The sequence below is a fragment of the Streptomyces sp. NPDC093089 genome (genome assembly GCF_044754405.1).
Lineage (GTDB): Bacteria > Actinomycetota > Actinomycetes > Streptomycetales > Streptomycetaceae > Streptomyces.
Window position 1 is genome coordinate 138,491 of the sequence record NZ_JBIVPA010000005.1, and the last position, 21,184, is coordinate 159,674.

Consider the following 21,184-nt stretch of genomic DNA (forward strand, 5'->3'; position numbering starts at 1 on the left):
GGTGGGTCCGTACCCGTCACGATCATCAGGAGCTGCCATGAGCGCTGCGACCCCCGCTGGAGGACCTACGTCGGCGGGCCGCTCCTGGCCCGTCCTCCTGAACGGCCTGCTCGACGGCAGGGACCTCACCGCCGACGACACGGCCTGGGCGATGGACCTGATCATGAGCGGCGAGGCGACCGACGCCCAGATCGCCGGCTTCATGGTGGCGCTGCGGGCCAAGGGCGAGACCGTCCAGGAGATCGCCGGCCTCGTGCGGACCATGTACGCGCACGCCAACGTGATCGAGGTGCCCGGTCCCGCCGTGGACATCGTCGGCACCGGCGGCGACGGCGCCAAGACGGTGAACATCTCCACCATGGCGTCGATCGTGGTCGCCGGCACGGGCACGAAGGTCGTCAAGCACGGCAACCGCGCCGCGTCCTCCGCCTCCGGCTCCTCCGACGTCCTGGAGAAGCTCGGCATCAACCTGCACCTCACCCCGCAGCGGGTCGCCGAGGTCGCCGAGGAAGCAGGCATCACCATCTGCTTCGCGGTGAAGTTCCACCCGTCGCTGCGGCACGTCGCCGCGGCGCGCGGCCAGCTGGGCATCCGGACGACCTTCAACGTCCTCGGTCCGCTGACCAACCCGGCCAAGGTGAAGGCCCAGGCCGTCGGGGTCGCCGACCCGCGCATGGCGCCGATCGTGGCCGGAGTCCTCGCCGAGCGCGGCAACTCCGCCCTGGTCTTCCGCGGCGACGACGGCCTGGACGAGCTGACGACCACCGCCACCTCGCGGGTCTGGGTGGTCCGGGACGGCGCCGTCGCCGAGGAGCGCTTCGACCCGCGGGACGTCGGCATCGAGCTCGTGCCCCTGGAGGCCCTGCGCGGCGCGGACGCCTCGTACAACGCCGACGTGGCCCGTCGGCTGCTCGCGGGGGAGACCGGTCCGGTCCGGGACGCGGTGCTGCTCAACGCGGCGGCGGCGCTGACCGCCCTGGAGCCCGGCCGGGGCACCCTGGCGGAGCAGCTGTCCGCGGGCATGGCGAAGGCCGCCGAGTCGATCGACTCCGGCGCGGCCCGTCGGAGCCTGGAGCGCTGGATCGCGGCCAGCAACGCCTGACGGCCGCCGCCTTCGGTCGTACGACCCCGGTCCGCCATGCGGACCGGGGTCTTGCGCATCGGCGATCATGTGGCAGGATGCTTTCCAGGTCACGAGTGACAGCGTTTAGGCCCCGGCTTGCTGTCCGGCAACCCTCCGTCCGTGGCGGGGTGCCCCGGGTGATGACCAGGCCGTAGGCAGCGAGGTCTACGGCAAGCGCGGACCCCTCGAACACCAGGGGTCCTGGTCTCTCGAGGAGCGTTTTCCGTGAGCAAGCGAATGCGATAGGGCGAATCCGCCCCTTTCTTCACCCTCGGAACAGGGTCACTTCCGCGTACCCGCGTACCGGCGTGCGTCCCCCGTCGCCTCCGAGGCATCACCCGTACCCCGCCGATCCGGCCGCGTACGGGATCACCGAAGCCATTCCGCACCGCCCGCCGGGAGATACCGCCATGTCCGCACGCCCGAACACCGCCGCCGCCACCGTCGATTCCGTCGCCGCCGAGTCCGCCGACCCCTGCTGCGCGGCCCCGCTGCCCGTCCTCGGCCGGGACGTCACCGTCCCGCTCGTCACCGGCGGCGAGGTGACCTACGCGGCGCTCGACTACGCGGCCAGCGCCCCCGCCCTCCAGCGGGTCTGGGACGACGTCGCCGCGTACGCCCCCTACTACGGCAGCGTCCACCGCGGCGCCGGCTACCTCTCCCAGCTCTCCACCGACCTCTTCGAGAACAGCCGCGCCACCGTCGCCGAGTTCCTCGACTGCCGTCCCGGCGACCAGGTCGTGTTCACCCGCTCCACCACCGACTCGCTGAACCTGCTCGCCGCCACGCTCCCCGCCGACTGCGAGGTCTTCGTCTTCGAGACCGAGCACCACGCCTCGCTGCTGCCCTGGCGCGACGCCCGCGTCACCTACCTCAACGCGCCGCGCACCCCGGCCGAGGCGGTCGAGACCCTGGAGCGCGCCCTCGCCGACCGCGATCCTCACGGTCCCGCGCTGGTCTGCGTCACCGGCGCGTCCAACGTCACCGGGGAGCTGTGGCCGGTGCGGGAACTCGCCGCCGCCGCGCACGCCCACGGCGCCCGGATCGTGCTCGACGCCGCCCAGCTCGCACCCCACCACCCGGTCTCCGTGCGGGAGTTGGACGTCGACTGGGTCGCCTTCTCCGGGCACAAGCTGTACGCGCCCTTCGGCTCCGGCGTCCTCGCCGGCCGCGCCGACTGGCTGGGGGACGCCGAGCCCTACCTCGCGGGCGGCGGCGCCTCCCGCAAGGTGGCCCGCCGGGCCGACGGTGGTGTGGACGTGGAGTGGCACACCACCGCGGCCCGGCACGAGGCCGGTTCGCCGAACGTCATCGGCGTCTACTCGATCGCCTCCGCCTGCAAGGCGCTCACCGAGGCCGGCTTCGACTCCCTCGTCGCCCGCGAGCAGCACCTGATCGACACGGTCCGCGCGGGCCTGGCCGAGGTGCCCGAGGTGCGCGTGCTCTCGCTCTTCGGCGACGACGCGCCGCGCGTGGGCGTCATCTCCTTCGTCGTGGCGGGCTGGAACAGCTCCCACTTCGCCGCCGCGCTCTCCGCCGAGTACGGCATCGGCGTCCGCGACGGCCTCTTCTGCGCCCACCCGCTGGTCCGCACCCTGCTCGGCAGCGACCCGCAGGACCCGGGCGAGTGCGGCGCCCCGGAGGCCGCGCCCGGCGAGCGTTCGCTCAACGCCATCCGGGTGAGCTTCGGCGCCGGTACGCCGGACGAGCACGTGGAGCGGTTCGTCGGTGCCGTGAAGGAGCTCGTCCGGGACGGCGCGCAGTGGAAGTACCGCACCGAGGACGGCCGCTGCGTCCCGGACCGCGGCTGATCTATCACTCGTACGGGTGAAGGGGGCCTCCCGTCCGGGAGGCCCCCTTCACGTGTCCCGCGGTCCGGCGCTCAGGACTCCAGACCGATGGCGAAGGCCGCCTCCAGGTCGTGCTGGGAGTACGTGCGGAACGCCACGTGGGTGTCCGTGGCCTCGACGCCGGGGATCTTGCTGATGCGGCCGGGGATCACGTCCGCCAGGTCGTCGTGGCGGGGCACCCGGACCATGGCGATGAGGTCGTACGTGCCGGTCACCGAGAAGACCTCGCTGACGCTGTCGAGCGCGGCGATCGACTCGGCGATCTCGGGGATGCGGTCCACGCTGGTCTTGATGAGCACGATCGCGGTGATCACGGCTGGCTTTCTCCCTCGGTCGCCGCGGCTGGAGCCTTCACTCTATCCCCACCCCGGTAGCACCCCCAGGCGTAGAGGAATCCGACGGAGAAGCCCACGACATGGGCCAGGTAGGCGACGCCGGGACCCGGCCCCGCCGCGCGCGCGGCCAGCCACTGGAGCACGAACCAGAAGATCAGGACGATCCACGCGGGGAAGCGCAGCGGCAGGAAGAGGAGGAAGGGGAAGAGGCTGGTGACCCGGGCGCGCGGGAAGAGGAAGAGGAAGGCCCCGAGCACCCCGGAGATCGCCCCCGACGCCCCCACCAGGGTCTGCTCGCTGTCCGCGTGCGCCACCGCGTACCCGAGGAGCGCCAGGTAGCCGGTGCTCAGGTAGAAGAGGGCGAAGCCGGCCGGGCCCATGCGCTCCTCGGCCATGGCCCCGAAGACGTACAGGAAGAGCATGTTCCCCAGCAGGTGGAGCCAGCTGCCGTGGACGAACAGCGCGGTGAGCGGGGTGAGCAGGGCGTGCGGCTCGCCGCCCGTCAGCTCGGCCGGGACGACGCCCCAGCGGCGGAAGTACGTCCCCTGCGCCGCCAGGAGCGCGTCCCCCGTGCCGTACACCGGGTTGACCCCGGAGACGGGACTGACCACGAAGAGGAGGCAGCAGGCGGCGATCAGTCCGTAGGTCACCGTGGGCCCCTTGCGCGCGCCCTGCCAGGCACCGCGGGCCGCTCCTCGCCAGTCGATCATGGACAGATCATGGCGTACCGGGGCCGAAGTGGACAGAGTGCCTCGCCGTGCCCCGGGGTACCGGGGAGGCCGTAGGGTTACGGGCACGACGACCGCAGTTCGACGGCGCACCGCGGCTCCCGCACCTGGTACCACGCAACAGGAAGAAGGACGGCACGATGACGACGGTTCCCCTGCCGACCGCCGAGACCCGCTGGCGCTGCACCCTCTGCGGCAACCTGACCCGCTTCGACGTGACGCGCTCCTCGAAGGTCGTCGAGTACGTCCATCTGGACCTCGCGGGCGATCCGACGGTCGAGGAGCGGCAGGTGGTCAGTGAGACCATCGAGTCGGTCCGCTGCCGCTGGTGCAACGCGGTGGACCAGATCGAACTGGTGGACAGGCCGGGCGCCGCCTCCTGAGGGACGGCGCGGACGACATAGGGGTGACGGATCGTGGAGCAGCCCGCGCACGGTGGAGAGCCGGCCGGCGCGGCAGGTGACGCTGCCGAGACGCTCGACCACCCACTGCCGGAAGGCGTACGGCGGCGGGTCGTCGCGCTGGTCGCGGAGGCCTTCGGCGGGTTGACCGTCGCGGAGCTCCCCGCACCCCTGCGGCAGTACGCCCGCTTCACCGCCAGCCGGCGGGCCAAGTTCGCCGGCAACGCCATGGCGGCCGCCCTGGAGAGCGACCCGCTCTTCCGGCAGCGGATCGGCGAGCGGTTCAAGCAGGGCCAGCCCGAACTGGCCGGCGCCGTGGAGACCGGTGCCCCGCCGGCCGCCGCAGACCCCGTCGACGTGGCCGCCGCCGCCTATGTGCTGCGGCCGCCCGGCTGGGTCAAGCTCGTGGCCGCCGCGGGCGAGGAGGCCCAGCGGGCCGACGCCGAGCGGGCCGACGAGGCGGGCCGGCGCGAGCTGGAGCGGCTCCGCGAGGAGCTCACGGCCGCCCGGGACCGCTCCAGGGGCGAGACCGAGCAGCTGCGCCACGACCTCGAAGCGGCCCGCAAGGAAGCGGAATCGCTTCACCGCAAGCTGCGCAGCGCCCAGAGCGACGTGAAGCGCGGTGAGGCCGCGCTGCGGCGCGTCCAGGGCGAGATCGACGCCGTACGCGCCGAGGGGGCGGCCCAGCTGTCGTCCGCCGAGAGCGAGACGAGGCGGCTCAAGGCGCGGCTCGGCGAGGTCGAGGCGGCCCTGGAGGCGAGCCGCCGGACGGCCCGCGAGGGGCGTTCGGTGGAGGACATGCGGCTGCGGCTGCTCCTGGACACGGTGCTCGACGCCGCCCAGGGGCTGCGTCGCGAACTGGCGCTGCCGCCCGTGTCGGTGCACCCGGCGGACACCGTGGACGCGGTGGAGCCGGGGCGGATGTCCCCGAAGGACATCGCGGCCCGGGCGCTCTCCGAGACCGATCCGGCGCTGCTCGACCAGTTGCTCGCACTGCCGCAGGCCCATCTGGTGGTCGACGGCTACAACGTCACCAAGACCGGCTATCCGACGATGCCGCTGGAGAAGCAGCGGCTGCGGCTGCTGGGCGGCCTCTCGGCGCTCGCGGCGCGTTCGGGCGCCGAGGTCACCTGCGTCTTCGACGGGGCGGAGCTGGCGGCGCCGGTGCTGCTCGCGCCGCCGCGCGGGGTGCGGGTGCTGTTCTCCAAGCCGGGCGTCACGGCGGACGAGTTGATCCGTCAGCTGGTGCGGGCCGAGCCGCCGGGGCGGCCGGTGGTGGTGGTCTCCACCGACCGCGAGGTGGCCGACGGGGTGGCGAAGGCGGGCGCGCGGCCCGTCGCGTCCGTCTTGCTCCTGAAGCGGCTTTCGCGCCTCTCGTGACCCCTCGCAACTAGTGCGCTTTATGCCCGGATTGTGGATGGCGGATCGTCAAGTCGCCGTCACCGCGCGTGCGGTACGTGTAAACAAAGTGCCGCGTGAGCAATATTTTTGCCGGTGGGATTTGAACTGATCACAGCTTGGTCACTAGGGTCGGGCATCGAACCTTCGCGCGGTTGATCACCCATCCGGGGTGACGGCGGAGGAACCGCCTGCCCCTGACCGGTTGGGCGGCTCTGAGGAAGAAGGAGCTCGCCTTCGTGGCGTCCCACCGTCGACCCAAGCAGCCGAGCCGTGCCCGTGTGACCGTGTTCACCGCGGCAGCGGCCGCCGCCGTCGCGCTCTCCGCCCAGTCCGGCGCCCAGGCGGCTCCCGCCAACCCCAAGATCGACGACGTCAAGTCGAAGGTCGACAAGCTGGGCCACGAGGCCGAGGAGGCCACGGAGCAGTACAACCTCGCCGAGGAGCGGCGGGGCAAGCTGCAGAAGGAGATCGGCGACCTTCAGGACAAGGTGGCCCGCGGTCAGCAGGAGCTCAACACCCTGCGCGACCAGATCGGTTCCGTCGCCAGCGCCCAGTACCGCTCCGGCGGCATCGACCCGGCGCTCCAGCTCTTCCTCTCCGCCGACCCGGACACCTACCTCGACAAGGCGTCCGCGATCGACCAGCTGAGCGCCCAGCAGGCCGACGTGCTCACCTCGATCCAGGCCAAGCAGCGCACGCTCGCCCAGCAGAGGGCCGAGGCCACCACGAAGCTGGCCGACCTCGAGGACGTCCGGAAGACCCTCGGCGAGAAGAAGAAGAAGTACCTGGGCAAGCTGGCCGAGGCCCAGAAGCTCCTCAACACCCTCACGGCGGAGGAGAGGGCCAAGATCGAGCAGGCGGAGCAGCGCGCCAGCCGCGACGCCGGCGAGCGCGTCAACCTGGGCAACGAGGTTCCCGCGAACGGCTTCGGTGCCGCCGCGCTCTCGGCGGCTGCCACCCAGCTCGGCAAGCCGTACGTCTCCGGTGCCGAGGGCCCCAGCGCGTACGACTGCTCGGGTCTGACCCAGTGGGCGTACGGCCAGGCAGGCGTCGACCTCACCCGCACCACGTACACCCAGCAGAACGACGGTGTGAAGATCGGCCGCAGCCAGCTCAAGCCGGGCGACCTCGTCTTCTTCAACGGCCTGTCGCACGTGGGTCTGTACGCGGGCAACAACACGATCCTCCACGCCCCCAAGCCGGGCGCCGTCGTCCGTTACGAGTCCATGAACTACATGGGCACCTTCCAGTTCGGCGTCCGGATCGGCGGCTGACACCCGACGAACCGCCACGGCAAGGCGCCCAATCGGGTGGTTCGCCGCGACGCACACTGACCTGACGCCCCGCCGGTGACCTGTGTTCTCCGGCGGGGCGTCACTTTGTGTGCCCGGCGCCTTCGTTGGACGCGGAGTGATCAGCGGCTACTGTCTGCCGCGCCAGTCCGCGTCGACACGAACGGAGCGCGCTTCGTGGCGTCCCACCGCCGACCCGTCAGGGTCACCGTCCTCACCGCCGCCGCCGCGGCCACCGCGGCGGCGTCCTTCGGGGCCGTCCCCGCGAGCGCCGACCCCGGGGCGGGAACCGAGGCCACCCGCGCCACGGTCGACCGCCTCTTCGAGGAGGCGGAGAGGGCCACCGAGGGCTACAACCGCGCGGACGAGAAGGCGGACGCGCTGCGCCGCACGGTCGCCGAGGCCCGCGACGGCCTCGCCCGCGGCCAGGAGCGCATCAACCGCATGCGGGGCGCGCTCGGTTCGGTCGCCGGAGCCCAGTACCGCTCCGGCGGCATCGACCCCACCCTCGCGCTGCTGCTCTCCTCCGACCCGGACAGCTACCTCGACCGCGCCTCCGCCCTCGACCGGGCCAACGCCCGCCAGGGCGCCGCGCTCGGCGAACTCCAGCGGGAGCAGCGCCGGCTGAACCAGAAGCGGACCGAGGCCCGCACGGCCCTCGACGAACTGGAGCGCAGCCGCGCCGAGGTCGCCCGCCACAAGCGCACCGTCGAGCGCAAGCTCGCCGAGGCCCGCCGGGTGCTCGCCTCCCTCACCGCGGAGGAGCGCGCCGACTTCGACCGCGCGTCCCGGGACGGCGGCCGTGAAGGAGGCCAGGACGGCCGCCGCGACGGCGCTGCCGCCGAGGACCTGCCGCCCCTCGCCGACCTCGGCCCGGCCTCCTCGCGGGCCGCCGCCGCGGTGATCGCCGCCCGCAGCGCGATCGGCAAGCCGTACGTGTGGGGGGCCACCGGGCCCTCCGCCTTCGACTGCTCGGGCCTGATGGTCTGGTCGTACCGCCAGGCCGGCATCAGCCTGCCGCGCACCTCCTCGGCGCAGCGGTACGCGGGCCGCCGGGTGCCGCTGTCGCAGGCGCAGCCCGGGGACCTGGTCACGTACCGGGGGGACGCCAGCCACGTCGCGATCTACGCGGGCAACGGCCAGGTCATCCACGCCCCCTACCCGGGCGCCCGGGTCCGCTACGACCCGGTGAACATGATGTCCCACGCGACGGTGACCCGGGTCTGAGACCGGGCCGGAGGCCGCGCCCGCCGATCCGCCCGTACGATCGGGGCGTGGCAGGTCAGGGGAGTGGAGCGGCGCGCGGCGCGGTCGCGTGCGCGGCGGCGGCCGTGCTGGCCCTCGCCGGGTGCACCGCCCCCGGGCCGGCCGACCCGTCGCCCCGGGAGATCCAGAGCCTGCTGGACCGGCACGCGGAGGCGCTGCTCGACCGCGACGAGGCCGGCTACCTCTCGGCCCTGGACCCCGCGCTCGCACCGGCCGCCCGCACCGAGTTCGACCGGCTCGCGAAGATCCCGCTCGGCGGCCTCGACTACCGGGTCACCGACGTCGACCGGACCGGCGAGGGCAGGGCCACCGCCGAGGTCGAGCTGGGATACCGGATCAAGGGCTACGACTCCGGGCCCGCCACCACCGAGCGGATCCTGGACCTCGTCGAACGGGACGGCCGCTGGTACGTCACCGGTGACCGCGCCGCCGAGGGCGCCCCGCAGCAGCTGTGGCAGCAGGGCGAGGTGGAGACGGTGACCGGCCGCCGCAGCCTCGTCCTCGGCGTGGGGCAGAGCACGGAGCGGCTGCGGGAGATCGCGGCCGCGGCGGACCGGGCGGTGCCCGCGGTCGGCGACGCCTGGAAGGGGAGCTGGGCGGGCCGGATCGTGGTCCTCGTCCCCGCGTCGGTCGACGCGATGGGCCGGCTCCTCGGCGGGCCGGCCGCGAACTACCGGGGGATCGCGGCCGTCACGACCGGCGAGACGGGCGGCGGCCCGCTGGCGCCCGCCGACCGGGTGATCGTCAACCCGGACGCGTACGCGGTGCTCGGCTCCTTCGGCCGGCAGCTGGTCCTCACCCACGAGACCACCCACGTCGCCACGCGCGTCCAGACCACCGAGGCCACCCCGGTCTGGCTCTCCGAGGGCTTCGCCGACTGGGTCGCCTACCGGGGCACCGGCCGCACCGCCGCCCAGGCCGCGCCCGAGCTGCGCCGCGCGGTCCGCGCCGGCGAGCCGCCCGCCCGGCTCCCGGACGACGCCGACTTCACCTTCGGTGGCGGCGCGGACGTCCTCGCGCGCGCCTACGAGGGCGGCTGGCTCGCCTGCGAGCTGATCGCCGACCGCTGGGGCGCCGCGAAGCTGACGGAGTTCTACCGTGCCGTCGGCGCGCACCCGGCCCGTGAGGGCGCGGCGGAGAAGGCCTTCCACGACGTCCTGGACACCACCCCGGAGCGCTTCACCGCCGACTGGCGGACCTACCTGGCCGAGCGGCTCGACGGCGGCGAGTCCTAGGCCTGGTCCCAGGCCTAGTCCCTGCGGAAGAGGGAGATCCCGTCGCGCCGGTCGACCATGCGGTAGCCGGGAACGTCCGGTGCGGCCGCTTCCATCGCCTTGCCGGCGGCGCACTCCGGGTCGCTCGGGTCGGCGGCGTCGTAGATCAGCCACTGGGGCGGCTCGGACGGGGGGAAGGACCGGGGGAACAGGCATATCTCGCTGACGGTGGCTCGGTCGGCGAGCTGGGCGGCCAGGCGGTTGGACGCGGCCACGGTCGCGCCGTCGGGGATCTCGGCGAGCAGCGAGTCCGCCGTCCTGACGTAGGCGGTCTCGCTCCAGGTGCGCGGGAGCACGAGTTCGTGCAGGGGGTGGGTGAAGAAGGTGACGCCGGTGGTGAGCGCGCCGATGACGCAGGCGGGCAGGAACGCGCGCGCGGTCACCCGGCCCGTGGCGACGGCGTGGACGGCGGCGGCGAAGGCGACGGGCATGAGGACGGCGCTGTAGTGGAAGTCCGTCCCCCAGTGGAAGGGGTTCGGCGAGGTGAAGCGCCAGGCCAGCGTCGGCAGTGCGACGAGCAGGAGCGGGGAGCGGAGGGCGAGGAATCCGGTGGGGGCGACGATCATGAAGACCGTGAGCCACTTGATCGGGGGCCAGAAGGCCTCGGCGGCCTGCACGAGCAGGCCCGTCTCCTCGGGGGTCGGCGTGGGCCAGTAGGCGAACTTCCCGACGGGGTTGAAGTACGGGAGGATCACCAGCATCTCCAGGGCCGTCGAGGCGACCCCGAAGGCGGCGACGGCGAGCCCCACGGTCCGCGGCCCCTTCCATGCCGCGTAGGCGCCGATCGCGGCGACCGTGAGGCCGAGGTCCTCCTTGACGAGCACCAGCGGAAGCGACCACAGGAGGGCCGCGCGCCAGTTCTTCCGCCCGGCGGCGCAGAGGGAGAGCGTCAGCAGCGGTACGGCGAGGGCGACCTCGTGGAAGTCGAAGGAGATCAGCTTGGCGAGGCCCCAGGACGCCCCGTACGAGACGCCGATCCAGTAGGCGAATTTACGCCCTCTGACCTCGTACGCCCACTTCATCAAGGGGGTTATGGAAAAGGCGACGAGGGCCGCCTGGCAGACGAGCAGGGTATAACTGGACGGAAATGCCCGATAAGCCGGAGAGAGCAGGGCGAGGATCGGGTGGAAGTGATCCCCGAGGGTGTTGTAGTCGGGCCCTTTCAGGGGTGAATACGGAGCGGAGAGTTCCGAATAGGACTTCACGATCTGCGTGAAGATGCCCAGGTCGTAGCCCGTCGAGAGGTTCGCCGCGTGGCGCCGCACCGACAGGAGCAGGTACACCAGGAAGAAAGCGCCGGGGACCAGGTACGCGCGCTTCGGGAATTTCCCCGCCGAGGCCTGCCGTGATTCCCGTACGGCTCTCCCGGCGCCCTCTGTCCCCGTGCGCCGCTGAAGCGTGTCGACCGAGATATTCGGGTTGTTCATGTCAGTAGGGGAACCTAACAGGGAGACAAAGGTCCATCAGGGTAGCACCGGCACCTATCGACGGGACGGGCCCGAACCCGTCAGTATCCGCTCGCCTTCCGGCCGGTCCGCGGGGACGGCGATGCGGACCACGCCGGCCTCCGTCACCGTGTGCCGCCACAGGATGCGGCAGGCCGAGAGGGCGGCGGCCACCAGCAGGCCGTTGCGCAGGAACAGGACCGCGATGCCCAGCGGATCGCTCTCCGTCACGTGCCAGAACCAGACGGGGAACTCGAACTGCGTGACGGCCGTCGCCCACAGCACCAGGTGGGCGGGGCGCCGCATCCTGCTCGACCGGTAGGCGAGGCAGACCGCGGCGAGACCGAACAACCAGATCATGTACTGGGGCGAGATCACCCGGCTCGTCACGGTGAAGAGCAGCACCGCGACGAACGCCGCGTCCGCCGTCGTCGAGGAGACGAAGCGCCGGGCCCTGAACCGCCAGAGCGCCAGCCAGCCGAAGGCCAGGACCGTCGTCCCCATCGCGGCGGCCGACACCCACGGGACGTAGGGGCCGATGAACTCCATCGAGCCGTAGTTCATCCGCGCCACGCCGTCCCAGCCGAGGTTCCGGGCCACGTGGAACACCATCGCGCCCATCGACTCGACCTCCGTGCCCCGCTCGCTCTGGTAGGAGAGGAAGGCCAGCGACCCCGGCATCCACACCGCGCACCACAGCAGGACCGCGGCACCCGCGCCCGCCGCCACCGGCCAGGAGCGCCAGGTCACCCGCCCCTTGGGGGTGCCCACCAGCAGCAGTGCCGGCCACACCTTGAGCACCGCGCCGAAGCCGGCGAGCACGCCGAGCGTCCGCGGGCTGCGGACGGCGGCGAGCAGGGCCGCCACGGCCACGGCGGCCACCATGATGTCGTAGCGGGCGTACGCGGTCGGGCCGAGCAGCGGCACCGCCGCCAGCCACAGCCAGGCGCCCCGCATCGACCGGCCGGGACGGCGGCCCGTGCGCACGAGGAGTCCGAAGACGAAGGCGTCGCACAGGAACGCGAGGAGGAAGAAGGCGGCCGTGTAGCCGAGGAACGGCAGCAGCGCGGGCGCGAGCACGGCGAAGGCGGCGGCCGGCGGGTACTGCCAGGTCGCGTCGTCCAGAGGGTACGTACCGGACCGCAGGACCTCGAACCAGCCCCGGTAGATCTCCCCGACCTCGCGCGTCACGTCCGGTCCGGGGACCACCACGACCTTGAAGGCGCACAGCAGCACGACGATCCGGGTGAGGCCCCAGAGGAGGAGGGGGAGCCGCAGGTGTATCCAGGAGTCCTTGCCCGCCGCACCCGTCATGACCGTCCTGGTTCCTGTCCTGTCGGCTCGTTCGTACGGGAGGAAGTGGTGGTGCCGGGTGGTGGGCGCGCTCGCGGTACTGTCGGCCACGATGCACAAGACCCTGATCGTAACCAACGACTTCCCGCCGCGTCCCGGCGGAATCCAGGCCTTCCTGCACAACATGGCGCTCCGCCTCGATCCCGATCGGATCGTCGTCTACGCCTCCACGTGGAAGCGCAGCCGCGAAGGGATCGAGGCGACGGCCGCGTTCGACGCCGAGCAGCCTTTCACGGTCGTCCGGGATCGCACCACCATGCTGCTGCCGACCCCTCGGGTCACGGCCCGCGCCACCGCGCTGCTCCGCGAGCACGGCTGCGAGTCCGTGTGGTTCGGTGCCGCCGCGCCGCTCGGCCTGATGGCTCCCGCCCTGCGCAGGGCGGGAGCGCGGCGGCTCGTCGCCACCACCCACGGCCACGAGGCGGGCTGGGCCCAGCTGCCCGCTTCCCGGCAGCTGCTGCGCCGGATCGGCGAGGGCACGGACACGATCACCCACCTCGGCGAGTACACCCGCTCCCGGATCGCGGCGGCCCTCACGCCCGCCGCGGCCGACCGGATGGTGCAGCTGCCGCCGGGGGTGGACGAGAGGACCTTCCACCCCGGCTCGGGCGGTGACGAGGTCCGTGCCCGGCTCGGGCTCAGCGACCGCCCCGTCGTCGTCTGCGTCTCGCGGCTCGTCCCGCGCAAGGGCCAGGACACCCTGATCAGGGCCATGCCGCGGATCCTCGGCCGGGTGCCGGACGCGGTCCTCCTGATCGTCGGCGGCGGCCCGTACGAGAAGGATCTGCGGCGCCTCGCCGCGGAGACCGGCGTGGCCGGATCCGTACGGTTCACCGGCGCCGTCCCCTGGTCGGAGCTCCCCGCCCACTACGGGGCCGGCGACGTCTTCGCCATGCCCTGCCGCACCCGGCGCGGCGGCCTCGACGTGGAGGGCCTCGGCATCGTCTACCTGGAGGCCTCGGCCACCGGTCTTCCGGTCGTCGCCGGCGACTCCGGCGGCGCCCCCGACGCCGTTCTCGACGGGGAGACCGGCTGGGTCGTCCGCGGTGACTCCCCCGAGGACACCGCCGACCGCGTCGCGACCCTCCTCCTCGACCCCGAGCTGCGGGAGCGGATGGGGGAGCGGGGCCGTGCCTGGGTCGAGGAGAAGTGGCGCTGGGACCTGCTGGCGGAGCGGCTCAGGGAGCTGCTGTAGCGGACGGCTTCCGCGTCATGACGTAGGTGCTGCCGCCGTCGGGGTCGCCGAAGAAGAAGAACAGGACGAGCCTGCGCTTGTCGTCGCGGTCCACGTGGAAGCACCAGGAGTAGGTGGTGGGCGCGTCCGTGCCGGCCGGCAGCGGCATGGTCGCGTCGGCCCGGTGGTCGACCTCGGTGCGCGTGGTGAGTTCCAGGCGCACGCCCTGCCCGCCGCGGTCGTCGGCCAGGGACCAGGTGCCCTTGCCGGAGAGCCGCCAGCCCTGGTCGAAGTCGAAGTCCTGGCCGTCGAGCCGGGTGACGCTCGCCGTCCCGTCCGGGCGCAGCGTCATCGCGGTGCCCTCCACGGACTCCCAGGCCCCGGCGACCTCGGCCGCCGTGGCGTCGTGGACGCCCGTCCCCTCGTAGTACTGGGCCGGCCCGGCGAGGCAGGCGGTCAGGGTGGCGAGCAGGGCCGCCACCGCCCCGTACCTCGTGAGCGCGCGCGGCGCGTTTCCCCTCGTGGTCTTCACGGGGGTCATCCTGCCACCCGGAGTTGAACGTGTTCAACTCTGATTCCGGGGAGGGTGCGGAACGGCCGGAGGCCCGGGGCGGTGTCGCCCCGGGCCTCCGGCCGGATGATCCGTCCGCGGGCCTCAGCCCTGGTAGATCGCCTCGATCTCGTCCGCGAAGTCCTTCGCCACCACGTTCCGCTTCAGCTTCAGGGACGGCGTGATGTGGCCCGCCTCCTCGGTGAACTGGGCCGGCAGGATGCGGAACTTGCGGACCGACTCGGCCTTGGAGACCGCGGCGTTGCCGTCGTCGATCGCCCGCTGGACCTCCGCCATGAGGTCCGCGTCGTCGCGGAGGGAAGCCGCCGTCGAACCGGCCGGCTTGCCGTGCTCGCTCGCCCAGCGGCCGAGGAACTCCTCGTCGATGGTGACCAGCGCGCCCACGAACGGGCGCCCGTCGCCGACCACCATGCACTCCGCGACCAGCGCGTGCGCCCGGATCCGGTCCTCGATGACCGCCGGGGCGACGTTCTTGCCGCCCGCCGTCACCAGGATCTCCTTCTTGCGGCCCGTGATCGCGAGGTAGCCGTCCTCGTCGAGCGTGCCGATGTCACCCGTGTGGAACCAGCCGTCCGCCAGCGCCTCGGCCGTCGCCGCCGGGTTGTTCCAGTACTCCGTGAAGATGTGCTCGCCGTGCAGCAGCACCTCGCCGTCGTCGGCGATCCGCACCACCGAGCCCGGCAGCGGCTGGCCGACCGTGCCGATCTTCTGCCGGTCCCACGGGTTGAACGCCGTCGCCGCGCACGACTCCGTCAGGCCGTAGCCCTCGAGGACCGTGAAGCCGATGCCCCGGAAGAAGTGGCCGAGCCGCTCGCCCAGCGGCGCGCCGCCCGAGATCGCGTACTCGCCGCGCCCGCCGAGCACCGCCCGCAGCTTGCTGAAGACCAGCTTGTCGAAGAGCTTGTGCTTCAGCTTCAGTCCGAGGGACGGGCCCTGCGGGGTGCCGATCGCCCGGCTGTACGCGATGGCCGTGTGCGCGGCCTTGTCGAAGATCTTGCCCTTGCCGTCGGCCTGGGCCTTCGCCCGCGCCGAGTTGTAGACCTTCTCGAAGACCCGCGGCACGCCCAGGATCAGCGTCGGCCGGAACGAGGCCAGCTCGTCGGTGAGGTTCTTGATGTCCGGGACGCAGCCCAGCCGGATCGGCGCCATCACGGACGCGACCTCGACGAGCCGCCCGAAGACGTGCGCGGCCGGCAGGAACAGCAGCACCGAGCACTCGCCCGTACGGAAGAGGGGCTTCAGCCGCTCCACCACGTTGCCGCACTCGGCGAAGAAGGCCCGGTGGGTCAGGACGCAGCCCTTGGGGCGGCCGGTCGTGCCCGAGGTGTAGACGATCGTCGCCGGGTCGTCCGCGTTCGCCGCCGACATGCGCGCGTCGAGCAGCTCGTCCGAGACGTCCGCGCCGGTGGCCGTGAGCCGCGCGACCGCGTCGTCCTCGATCTGCCAGACGCCCTTGAGCGCGGGCAGGTTCGCCCGTACGGACTCCACCGAGGCCAGGTGCGCGGCGCTCTCGACGAGGGCCAGGGTCGCGCCCGAGTCGCCGAGGATCCACTGGATCTGCTCCGGCGAGCTCGTCTCGTACACCGGCACGGTCACGCCGCCGGCGCTCCAGATCGCGAAGTCGAGCAGGACCCACTCGTAGCGCGTGCGGGAGAGCAGCGCGACCCGGTCGCCCGGCTCCACGCCCGCGGCGATCAGGCCCTTGGCCGCCCCGCGGACCTCAGCGAGGAACTGCGTGGCGGTGACGTCCGTCCAGGCGCCGTCGACCTTGCGCCCCATCACGGCGACGTCTGGGTGCTGGGAGGCGTTGCGGCGGATGAGATCCGTCAGGTTGCCGTCCGCGGGGACCTCGTACAGGGCCGGAAGGCTGAACTCGCGCAAGACTGCTGCTCCTCATCGGGCGCCGGCGCCACGGCTCTGTGTGATGCACCGGTGAAGTCCATGTTCGGGCAGGTGCTCAGTGGGGGTGAGCACGACTGGACTGCCCGGACGTTACCCACCAGTACATGGTTCCCGATAGGGGGTCCCGGCCAGATGTTCCGTGCGTCACACATATGTGGCGGTGCTCTGCGCACAGTAATCCACCGGTTTCGCGACTCCCAAGTAACCGCAGGTGACACCCCCTAAGGTGGGCTCATGCGAGTCCATGTGGTCAGTGACGTACACGGCAACGCCGGCGACCTCGCCAAGGCCGGGGAGGGCGCCGACGCCCTGATATGCCTCGGTGACCTGGTCCTCTTCCTCGACTACGCCGACCACAGCCGCGGGATCTTCCCCGACCTCTTCGGCACCGAGAACGCCGACCGGCTGGTCGAGCTGCGCACCGCCCGCCGCTTCGACGAGGCCCGTGACCTGGGGCGCAGCCTCTGGGCCGCGCTCGACGTCGACCGGGACACCGCCATCGAGGCCGCCGTGCGCCGCCAGTACGCCGAACTCTTCGCCGCCTTCCCCACCCCCACCTACGCCACCTACGGCAACGTCGACATCCCCCGGCTCTGGCCCGACTTCGCCGGACCGGGCACCAACGTCCTCGACGGCGAGCGGATCGAGCTCGGCGGCCTCACCGTCGGCTTCGTCGGCGGCGGCCTGCGCACCCCCATGCGCACCCCCTACGAGATCTCCGACGAGGAGTACGCGGCGAAGGTCGAGGCGCTCGGGGACGTCGACGTCCTCTGCTCCCACATCCCGCCGGACGTGCCGGACCTGACCTACGACACCGTCGCCCGCCGCTTCGAGCGCGGCAGCCGGGCCCTGCTCGACGCGATCCACCGCGTCCGGCCCCGCTACGCCCTCTTCGGCCACGTCCACCAGCCGCTCGCGCGGCGGATGCGGATCGGCTCGACCGAGTGCGTGAACGTCGGCCACTTCGCCTCGACCGGCACCCCCTTCGCCCTGGAGTGGTGACGGGGCCCGACTCGCGGCGCGATAGCCTGCCGTGTAGGCACGCCTGTGCCCTTTCACTTCCGCCGGACCGCACCGTGGAGGAGCCACCGCGATGGCCGAACACACCAGCTCGAGCATCACCATCGAGGCGGCGCCGGCCGACGTCATGGGCGTGATCGCCGACTTCGCCCGCTATCCCGAGTGGACCGGCGAGGTGAAGGAGGCCGAGGTCCTGGAGACCGACGGTTCCGGCCGCGCCGAGAAGGTCCGCCTGCTCCTCGACGCCGGCGCCATCAAGGACGACCACACCCTCGCCTACACCTGGACCGGCGCCAACGAGGTCAGCTGGACCCTCGTCAAGTCCCAGATGCTCCGCTCCCTCGACGGCTCCTACCGGCTCGCCCCGCTCGGCGGCGACCGCACCGAGGTCACCTACCAGCTCACCGTCGACGTCAAGATCCCCATGCTCGGCATGATCAAGCGCAAGGCAGAGAAGGTCATCATCGACCGCGCCCTCGCCGGCCTGAAGAAGCGCGTCGAATCCGGCGCGTGACCCCTCGGAGGGCGCGGGTAACGTCCTCCGCATGCGGATCATCCTTGTCACAGGGCCCGGCGGCGCGGGGCGCACCACCGTCGCCGCCGCGACCGCCCTCGCGGAGGCGGGCGCGGGGAAGCGGGTGGTGCTCCTCTCCGAGGACGCCGCCGCCGGCGTGGAGGGCGAGGGGCTCACGGTGCTGCGGCCCGATCCCGCGGCCGACTTCCGGCGCGAGTTCCTCGGGTTCCAGGCGAGGTCACGGGCCGCGCTCGACCTCCTCGGAGCCGCCCCGTTCGAGGACGCGGAACTGACCGAGCTGCCCGGCAGCCGGCAGTTCGCGCTGCTGAGAGCGGTCCGCGACGCGGCCCGCGGCGACCACGACGTCGCCGTCGTCGACCTGCCGCCGACGGCCGAGGCGCTCGCCGTCCTCGCCCTGCCCGAGCAGCTCCGCCGCTACGTGCGCCGCCTCCTCCCGCCCGAGCGGCAGGCCGCCCGCGCCCTGCGCCCCATGCTGGCCCAGCTCGCCGGCGTCCCGATGCCCGCGCAGTGGCTGTACGAGACGACTGCACGCTGGGAGGCGGAGCTCGCCGCCGTCCAGGCCGTCGTGGAATCCCCCCGGACCGGCGTCCGGCTCGTGGTCGAACCCGGCCCCGCCGCCGTCCGGGCCCTGCGCACCGCACGGCTGGGACTCGCCCTCCAGGGCCTCGCGCTGGAGGCCGTCGTCGCCAACCGGCTGCTGCCCGCCGCGTCCGAGGACCCCTGGCTCGCCGGACTCACCGCCGAGCAGCACCGGCACCTGGCGGAGCTCCGTACCGCCACCGACGTCCTGCACGAGCTCCCGCACCTCGGCCGGGACCCGCGCGGAGCCGAGGACCTCGCCCTCCTCGCGCCGGTACGGCCGGACGCCCCGCCCGCCCCCGTACCGGCGTGGCCCGTCGAGGACCGGCGGGAGGAGGACGGCGTCCTCGTCTGGCACATCGCCCTGCCGGGCGCCGTCAAGGAGGAGCTCGGGCTCGTCCGGCGCGGCGACGAACTGCTGCTCACCGTCGGGCCGTTCCGGCGCAGCATCCCCCTGCCGGGCGCCCTGCGCCGCTGCACCGTCACCGGGGCGGGCCTCGTCGACGGGGACCTCCGCGTGCGCTTCACGCCCGACCCGGGACTCTGGCCGCGCACTCCCTGAGGCCGTGTACCGTCGAAGTACCAGCCAGTGAGGAGTGCGCCATGAGCGATTCGGACGCCTGGGCCAAAGCCTGCGCCGAGGACCTGGAGGCGGAGAAGGCCCGCCGCCGGGCGCAGGGCGGGGCCGAGCCGGGCTCGCCCGCGGAGGAGTTCCGCAAGCTCTTCGAGGCCGTCGCCGACAAGGTGTCCGGCGGTCTCGGGAACCCGCTCCTCGCGGGCCAGGCCGTGCAGACCGTGCAGCAGCTCGTCAACCAGGCGAAGGCCGTCGTCGAGCCCGTCATCGAGCGCAACCCGCAGGTCTTCGACCACCTCGCCGCCGCCGGCAGCGAACTCCTCGCCGCCTACCGCTCGGCCGTCGAGGGCCACGAGAGCCGCTGGACCCGCGGCGGCCCCGTGGCCGAGGACGACCCGCGCCGCGACGCCGACGGGCCCCGGGCGGACGGCGACGGGCCGCGGAAGGACGACGAAGGGCCCGGAACCGGCCAGCACATCGACCTTGACTGATCAGTAGCCGTCCCGCCCTCGGGTACGGTGGGCCCTAGCGGGGCTCGACCGAAAACTGAGGGACACATGGGACTCACCATCGGCGTCGACATCGGCGGCACGAAGATCGCGGCCGGCGTGGTCGACGAGGACGGCAAGATCCTCGACACGCACAAGGTGCCCACCCCGCCGACCCCCGAGGGGATCGTCGACGCGATCAGCGCGGCCGTCTCCGAGGCCGGCAAGGGACACTCGATCGAGGCCGTCGGCATCGGCGCCGCGGGCTACGTCGACGACAAGCGTGCCACCGTCCTCTTCGCGCCGAACATCGACTGGCGGCACGAGCCGCTCAAGGACAAGGTCGAGCAGCGGGTCGGCCTGCCCGTCGTCGTCGAGAACGACGCCAACGCGGCGGCCTGGGGCGAGTACAAGTTCGGCGCCGGCCAGGGCCACGAGGACGTCATCTGCATCACCCTCGGCACCGGCCTCGGCGGCGGCATCATCATCGGCAACAAGCTCCGCCGCGGGCGCTTCGGCGTGGCCGCCGAATTCGGCCACATCCGGGTCGTCCCGGACGGCCTGCTCTGCGGCTGCGGCAGCCAGGGCTGCTGGGAGCAGTACGCCTCCGGCCGCGCGCTCGTCCGGTACGCCCGGCAGCGCGCCAACGCCACCCCGGAACGGGCGGAGATCCTGCTCGGTCTCGGCGACGGCACCCCGGAGGGCATCGAGGGCAAGCACGTCAGCCAGGCCGCCCGCGCCGGCGACCCGGTCGCCGTCGACTCCTTCCGCGAGCTGGCCCGCTGGGCCGGCGCCGGACTGGCCGACCTGGCCTCGCTCTTCGACCCGTCGGCGTTCATCGTCGGCGGCGGCGTCTCGGACGAGGGCGACCTCGTCCTCGACCCGATCCGTAAGTCCTTCCGGCGCTGGCTGATCGGCGGACAGTGGCGTCCGCACGCCCAGGTCCTCGCCGCCCAGCTCGGCAACAAGGCCGGTCTCGTCGGCGCCGCCGACCTGGCACGCCAGGGCTGACCGCCCGCACCGACAGGCCTCCAAGGCGTACGCCGACCGCCCGCCGCGTCCCCACGGACCCGGCGGGCGGTCGGCGTATGTTGCCCGACATGGCGATCAGCGAACTGCCCGGCTCCCGCACCGAGGACGACGGTTCGGCCGTCGTCCGGGTCATGAGCTACAACGTCCGCTCCCTGCGCGACGACGAGGACGCCCTCGCCCGGATCGTCCGCGCCTGCGCCCCGGACGTCGTCCTCGTCCAGGAGGCCCCGCGCTTCTTCCGCTGGCGCAAGCACGCCGCCCGGCTCGCCGCCAAGAGCGACCTCGTCGTCCTCGGCGGCGGCGCCCCCGCGGCCGGCCCCCTGCTGCTCTGCTCCCTGCGCGCCACCGTCGAACGCACCGAGGACGTCCTGCTGCCGCTCACCCCCGGCCTCCACCGCCGCGGCCTGGCGACCGCCGTCGTCCGCTTCGCCAGGGCCCGGGTCGGGCTGATCAGCTGCCACCTGAGCCTGCGAAAGGACGAGCGGTACGCCCAGGCAGGCCTGGTCCTCGACCGGGTCGCCGCCCTGGGCACCCCGTACACCGTCGTCGCCGGCGACCTGAACGAACGTCCCGGAGGCCCCGCCCACACCCGGCTGACCGCGGAACTCCGGGACGGCTGGGAGACCGCGCCCTGGGGCGGCGAGCACACCTGGACACCCGGCGACCCCCACCAGCGCATCGACGCGATCCTGGCCACGCCCGGCGTCGAGTTCCTCGGCTGCGGCGTCCCCCCGCACCTCGACCCGGCGGACCTGCGGGCCGCCACCGACCACCTGCCGGTCCTCGCGGCCGTCCGCGTCCCCGCGGCCGACTGAACGACGGGCGCCGACGGCCGCGCCAC

Annotated in this window: 20 protein-coding genes and 1 riboswitch; of the genes, 14 read left to right on the forward strand and 6 right to left on the reverse strand. The window is 73.0% G+C overall.

All coding sequences use genetic code 11. The features are described from left to right. Positions 1-37: 37 nt before the first annotated feature. Together trpD and ACIQFX_RS13355 are read left to right on the forward strand one after the other, a co-directional pair. Complete coding sequence (trpD, locus tag ACIQFX_RS13350; RefSeq protein ID WP_402461916.1) at positions 38-1,102, forward strand: anthranilate phosphoribosyltransferase; 1,065 nt, start codon at positions 38-40, stop codon at positions 1,100-1,102. Between the two features lie 87 nt (positions 1,103-1,189). Continuing rightward, a riboswitch (SAM riboswitch) is annotated at positions 1,190-1,306 on the forward strand. A 227-nt stretch (positions 1,307-1,533) separates the two neighbouring features. Beyond that, complete coding sequence (locus ACIQFX_RS13355; RefSeq protein ID WP_402461919.1) at positions 1,534-2,934, forward strand: aminotransferase class V-fold PLP-dependent enzyme; 1,401 nt, start codon at positions 1,534-1,536, stop codon at positions 2,932-2,934. Between the two features lie 71 nt (positions 2,935-3,005). Here ACIQFX_RS13355 and ACIQFX_RS13360 read toward each other — a convergent pair whose 3' ends face one another. Together ACIQFX_RS13360 and ACIQFX_RS13365 are read right to left on the reverse strand one after the other, a co-directional pair. Beyond that, the gene (locus tag ACIQFX_RS13360; RefSeq protein ID WP_017238849.1) at positions 3,006-3,287 is read right to left on the reverse strand and encodes an Lrp/AsnC family transcriptional regulator; all 282 of its coding nucleotides are present in this window, start codon (positions 3,285-3,287) and stop codon (positions 3,006-3,008) included. Next, the gene (locus ACIQFX_RS13365; protein WP_402461923.1) at positions 3,284-4,018 is read right to left on the reverse strand and encodes a rhomboid family intramembrane serine protease; all 735 of its coding nucleotides are present in this window, start codon (positions 4,016-4,018) and stop codon (positions 3,284-3,286) included. The genes ACIQFX_RS13360 and ACIQFX_RS13365 overlap by 4 nt, the downstream gene beginning before the upstream one ends. A 158-nt stretch (positions 4,019-4,176) precedes the next feature. On the opposite strand from ACIQFX_RS13365, the gene ACIQFX_RS13370 reads away from it, so the two are divergent. From ACIQFX_RS13370 to ACIQFX_RS13390, 5 genes are all read left to right on the forward strand, one after another. Next, a complete protein-coding gene (locus ACIQFX_RS13370; RefSeq protein WP_017238847.1) occupies positions 4,177-4,419 on the forward strand; it encodes a hypothetical protein in 243 nt (80 codons plus the stop codon). Between the two features lie 33 nt (positions 4,420-4,452). After that, entirely contained in the window at positions 4,453-5,817 is a 1,365-nt protein-coding gene (locus tag ACIQFX_RS13375) for an NYN domain-containing protein (RefSeq protein WP_402461926.1), read from the forward strand. 257 nt (positions 5,818-6,074) lie between these two features. Beyond that, positions 6,075-7,112: an NlpC/P60 family protein gene (locus ACIQFX_RS13380; protein WP_402461930.1), complete on the forward strand. Its 1,038-nt coding sequence runs from the start codon at positions 6,075-6,077 to the stop codon at positions 7,110-7,112. 195 nt (positions 7,113-7,307) lie between these two features. Further along, positions 7,308-8,357, forward strand: coding sequence for an NlpC/P60 family protein (locus ACIQFX_RS13385; protein ID WP_402461933.1), 1,050 nt, complete (start codon positions 7,308-7,310; stop codon positions 8,355-8,357). Positions 8,358-8,404: 47 nt separating this feature from the next. After that, positions 8,405-9,631 carry a hypothetical protein gene (locus ACIQFX_RS13390; RefSeq protein ID WP_402461936.1) on the forward strand — a complete coding sequence of 409 codons (1,227 nt, stop codon included), beginning with the start codon at positions 8,405-8,407 and terminating at the stop codon, positions 9,629-9,631. Positions 9,632-9,645: 14 nt separating this feature from the next. Here the strand turns inward: ACIQFX_RS13390 and ACIQFX_RS13395 are convergent, their stop codons facing one another. After that, positions 9,646-11,097, reverse strand: a complete 1,452-nt coding sequence (locus ACIQFX_RS13395) for a DUF2079 domain-containing protein (RefSeq protein ID WP_402461939.1) — start codon at positions 11,095-11,097, stop codon at positions 9,646-9,648. Between the two features lie 54 nt (positions 11,098-11,151). Next, entirely contained in the window at positions 11,152-12,429 is a 1,278-nt protein-coding gene (locus tag ACIQFX_RS13400; RefSeq protein WP_402462835.1) for a glycosyltransferase 87 family protein, read from the reverse strand. Positions 12,430-12,520: 91 nt separating this feature from the next. Here ACIQFX_RS13400 and ACIQFX_RS13405 point away from each other — a divergent pair, with 91 nt between their 5' ends. Further along, positions 12,521-13,663 (forward strand): glycosyltransferase family 4 protein, encoded by a 1,143-nt coding sequence (locus ACIQFX_RS13405; RefSeq protein WP_402461941.1) that lies wholly within the window; start codon positions 12,521-12,523, stop codon positions 13,661-13,663. Here ACIQFX_RS13405 and ACIQFX_RS13410 read toward each other — a convergent pair. Together ACIQFX_RS13410 and ACIQFX_RS13415 are read right to left on the reverse strand one after the other, a co-directional pair. Beyond that, entirely contained in the window at positions 13,647-14,174 is a 528-nt protein-coding gene (locus ACIQFX_RS13410) for a hypothetical protein (RefSeq protein ID WP_402461944.1), read from the reverse strand. The genes ACIQFX_RS13405 and ACIQFX_RS13410 overlap by 17 nt on opposite strands. A 123-nt stretch (positions 14,175-14,297) precedes the next feature. Beyond that, positions 14,298-16,094, reverse strand: coding sequence for an AMP-dependent synthetase/ligase (locus ACIQFX_RS13415; protein WP_402461947.1), 1,797 nt, complete (start codon positions 16,092-16,094; stop codon positions 14,298-14,300). A 255-nt stretch (positions 16,095-16,349) separates the two neighbouring features. Between ACIQFX_RS13415 and ACIQFX_RS13420 the strand changes: the two genes are divergently transcribed. From ACIQFX_RS13420 to ACIQFX_RS13445, 6 genes are all read left to right on the forward strand, one after another. After that, positions 16,350-17,117 carry a metallophosphoesterase gene (locus tag ACIQFX_RS13420; RefSeq protein WP_402461950.1) on the forward strand — a complete coding sequence of 256 codons (768 nt, stop codon included), beginning with the start codon at positions 16,350-16,352 and terminating at the stop codon, positions 17,115-17,117. 91 nt (positions 17,118-17,208) lie between these two features. Continuing rightward, positions 17,209-17,649 (forward strand): SRPBCC family protein, encoded by a 441-nt coding sequence (locus ACIQFX_RS13425; protein ID WP_384101196.1) that lies wholly within the window; start codon positions 17,209-17,211, stop codon positions 17,647-17,649. A gap of 31 nt (positions 17,650-17,680) precedes the next feature. Continuing rightward, on the forward strand, positions 17,681-18,811 hold the full coding sequence (locus ACIQFX_RS13430) for an ArsA family ATPase (protein WP_402461954.1): 1,131 nt from the start codon (positions 17,681-17,683) through the stop codon (positions 18,809-18,811). A gap of 41 nt (positions 18,812-18,852) precedes the next feature. After that, the gene (locus ACIQFX_RS13435; protein ID WP_402461957.1) at positions 18,853-19,314 is read left to right on the forward strand and encodes a DUF5304 domain-containing protein; all 462 of its coding nucleotides are present in this window, start codon (positions 18,853-18,855) and stop codon (positions 19,312-19,314) included. Positions 19,315-19,380: 66 nt separating this feature from the next. Then, positions 19,381-20,322: an ROK family glucokinase gene (locus ACIQFX_RS13440; protein ID WP_402461960.1), complete on the forward strand. Its 942-nt coding sequence runs from the start codon at positions 19,381-19,383 to the stop codon at positions 20,320-20,322. Between the two features lie 89 nt (positions 20,323-20,411). Next, positions 20,412-21,158 carry an endonuclease/exonuclease/phosphatase family protein gene (locus tag ACIQFX_RS13445; protein ID WP_402461963.1) on the forward strand — a complete coding sequence of 249 codons (747 nt, stop codon included), beginning with the start codon at positions 20,412-20,414 and terminating at the stop codon, positions 21,156-21,158. Positions 21,159-21,184 lie beyond the last annotated feature (26 nt).

What these genes read in the sequence shown, in the direction of transcription:
- trpD (WP_402461916.1), top strand. Translation starts at nt 38, where the DNA reads ATGAGCGCTGCGACCCCCGCTGGAGGACCTACGTCGGCGGGCCGCTCC.
- ACIQFX_RS13355 (WP_402461919.1), top strand. Translation starts at nt 1,534, where the DNA reads ATGTCCGCACGCCCGAACACCGCCGCCGCCACCGTCGATTCCGTCGCC.
- ACIQFX_RS13365 (WP_402461923.1), bottom strand. Translation starts at nt 4,018, where the DNA reads ATGATCGACTGGCGAGGAGCGGCCCGCGGTGCCTGGCAGGGCGCGCGC.
- ACIQFX_RS13370 (WP_017238847.1), top strand. Translation starts at nt 4,177, where the DNA reads ATGACGACGGTTCCCCTGCCGACCGCCGAGACCCGCTGGCGCTGCACC.
- ACIQFX_RS13395 (WP_402461939.1), bottom strand. Translation starts at nt 11,097, where the DNA reads ATGAACAACCCGAATATCTCGGTCGACACGCTTCAGCGGCGCACGGGG.
- ACIQFX_RS13400 (WP_402462835.1), bottom strand. Translation starts at nt 12,429, where the DNA reads ATGACGGGTGCGGCGGGCAAGGACTCCTGGATACACCTGCGGCTCCCC.
- ACIQFX_RS13405 (WP_402461941.1), top strand. Translation starts at nt 12,521, where the DNA reads ATGCACAAGACCCTGATCGTAACCAACGACTTCCCGCCGCGTCCCGGC.
- ACIQFX_RS13420 (WP_402461950.1), top strand. Translation starts at nt 16,350, where the DNA reads ATGCGAGTCCATGTGGTCAGTGACGTACACGGCAACGCCGGCGACCTC.
- ACIQFX_RS13425 (WP_384101196.1), top strand. Translation starts at nt 17,209, where the DNA reads ATGGCCGAACACACCAGCTCGAGCATCACCATCGAGGCGGCGCCGGCC.
- ACIQFX_RS13430 (WP_402461954.1), top strand. Translation starts at nt 17,681, where the DNA reads ATGCGGATCATCCTTGTCACAGGGCCCGGCGGCGCGGGGCGCACCACC.
- ACIQFX_RS13435 (WP_402461957.1), top strand. Translation starts at nt 18,853, where the DNA reads ATGAGCGATTCGGACGCCTGGGCCAAAGCCTGCGCCGAGGACCTGGAG.
- ACIQFX_RS13440 (WP_402461960.1), top strand. Translation starts at nt 19,381, where the DNA reads ATGGGACTCACCATCGGCGTCGACATCGGCGGCACGAAGATCGCGGCC.
- ACIQFX_RS13445 (WP_402461963.1), top strand. Translation starts at nt 20,412, where the DNA reads ATGGCGATCAGCGAACTGCCCGGCTCCCGCACCGAGGACGACGGTTCG.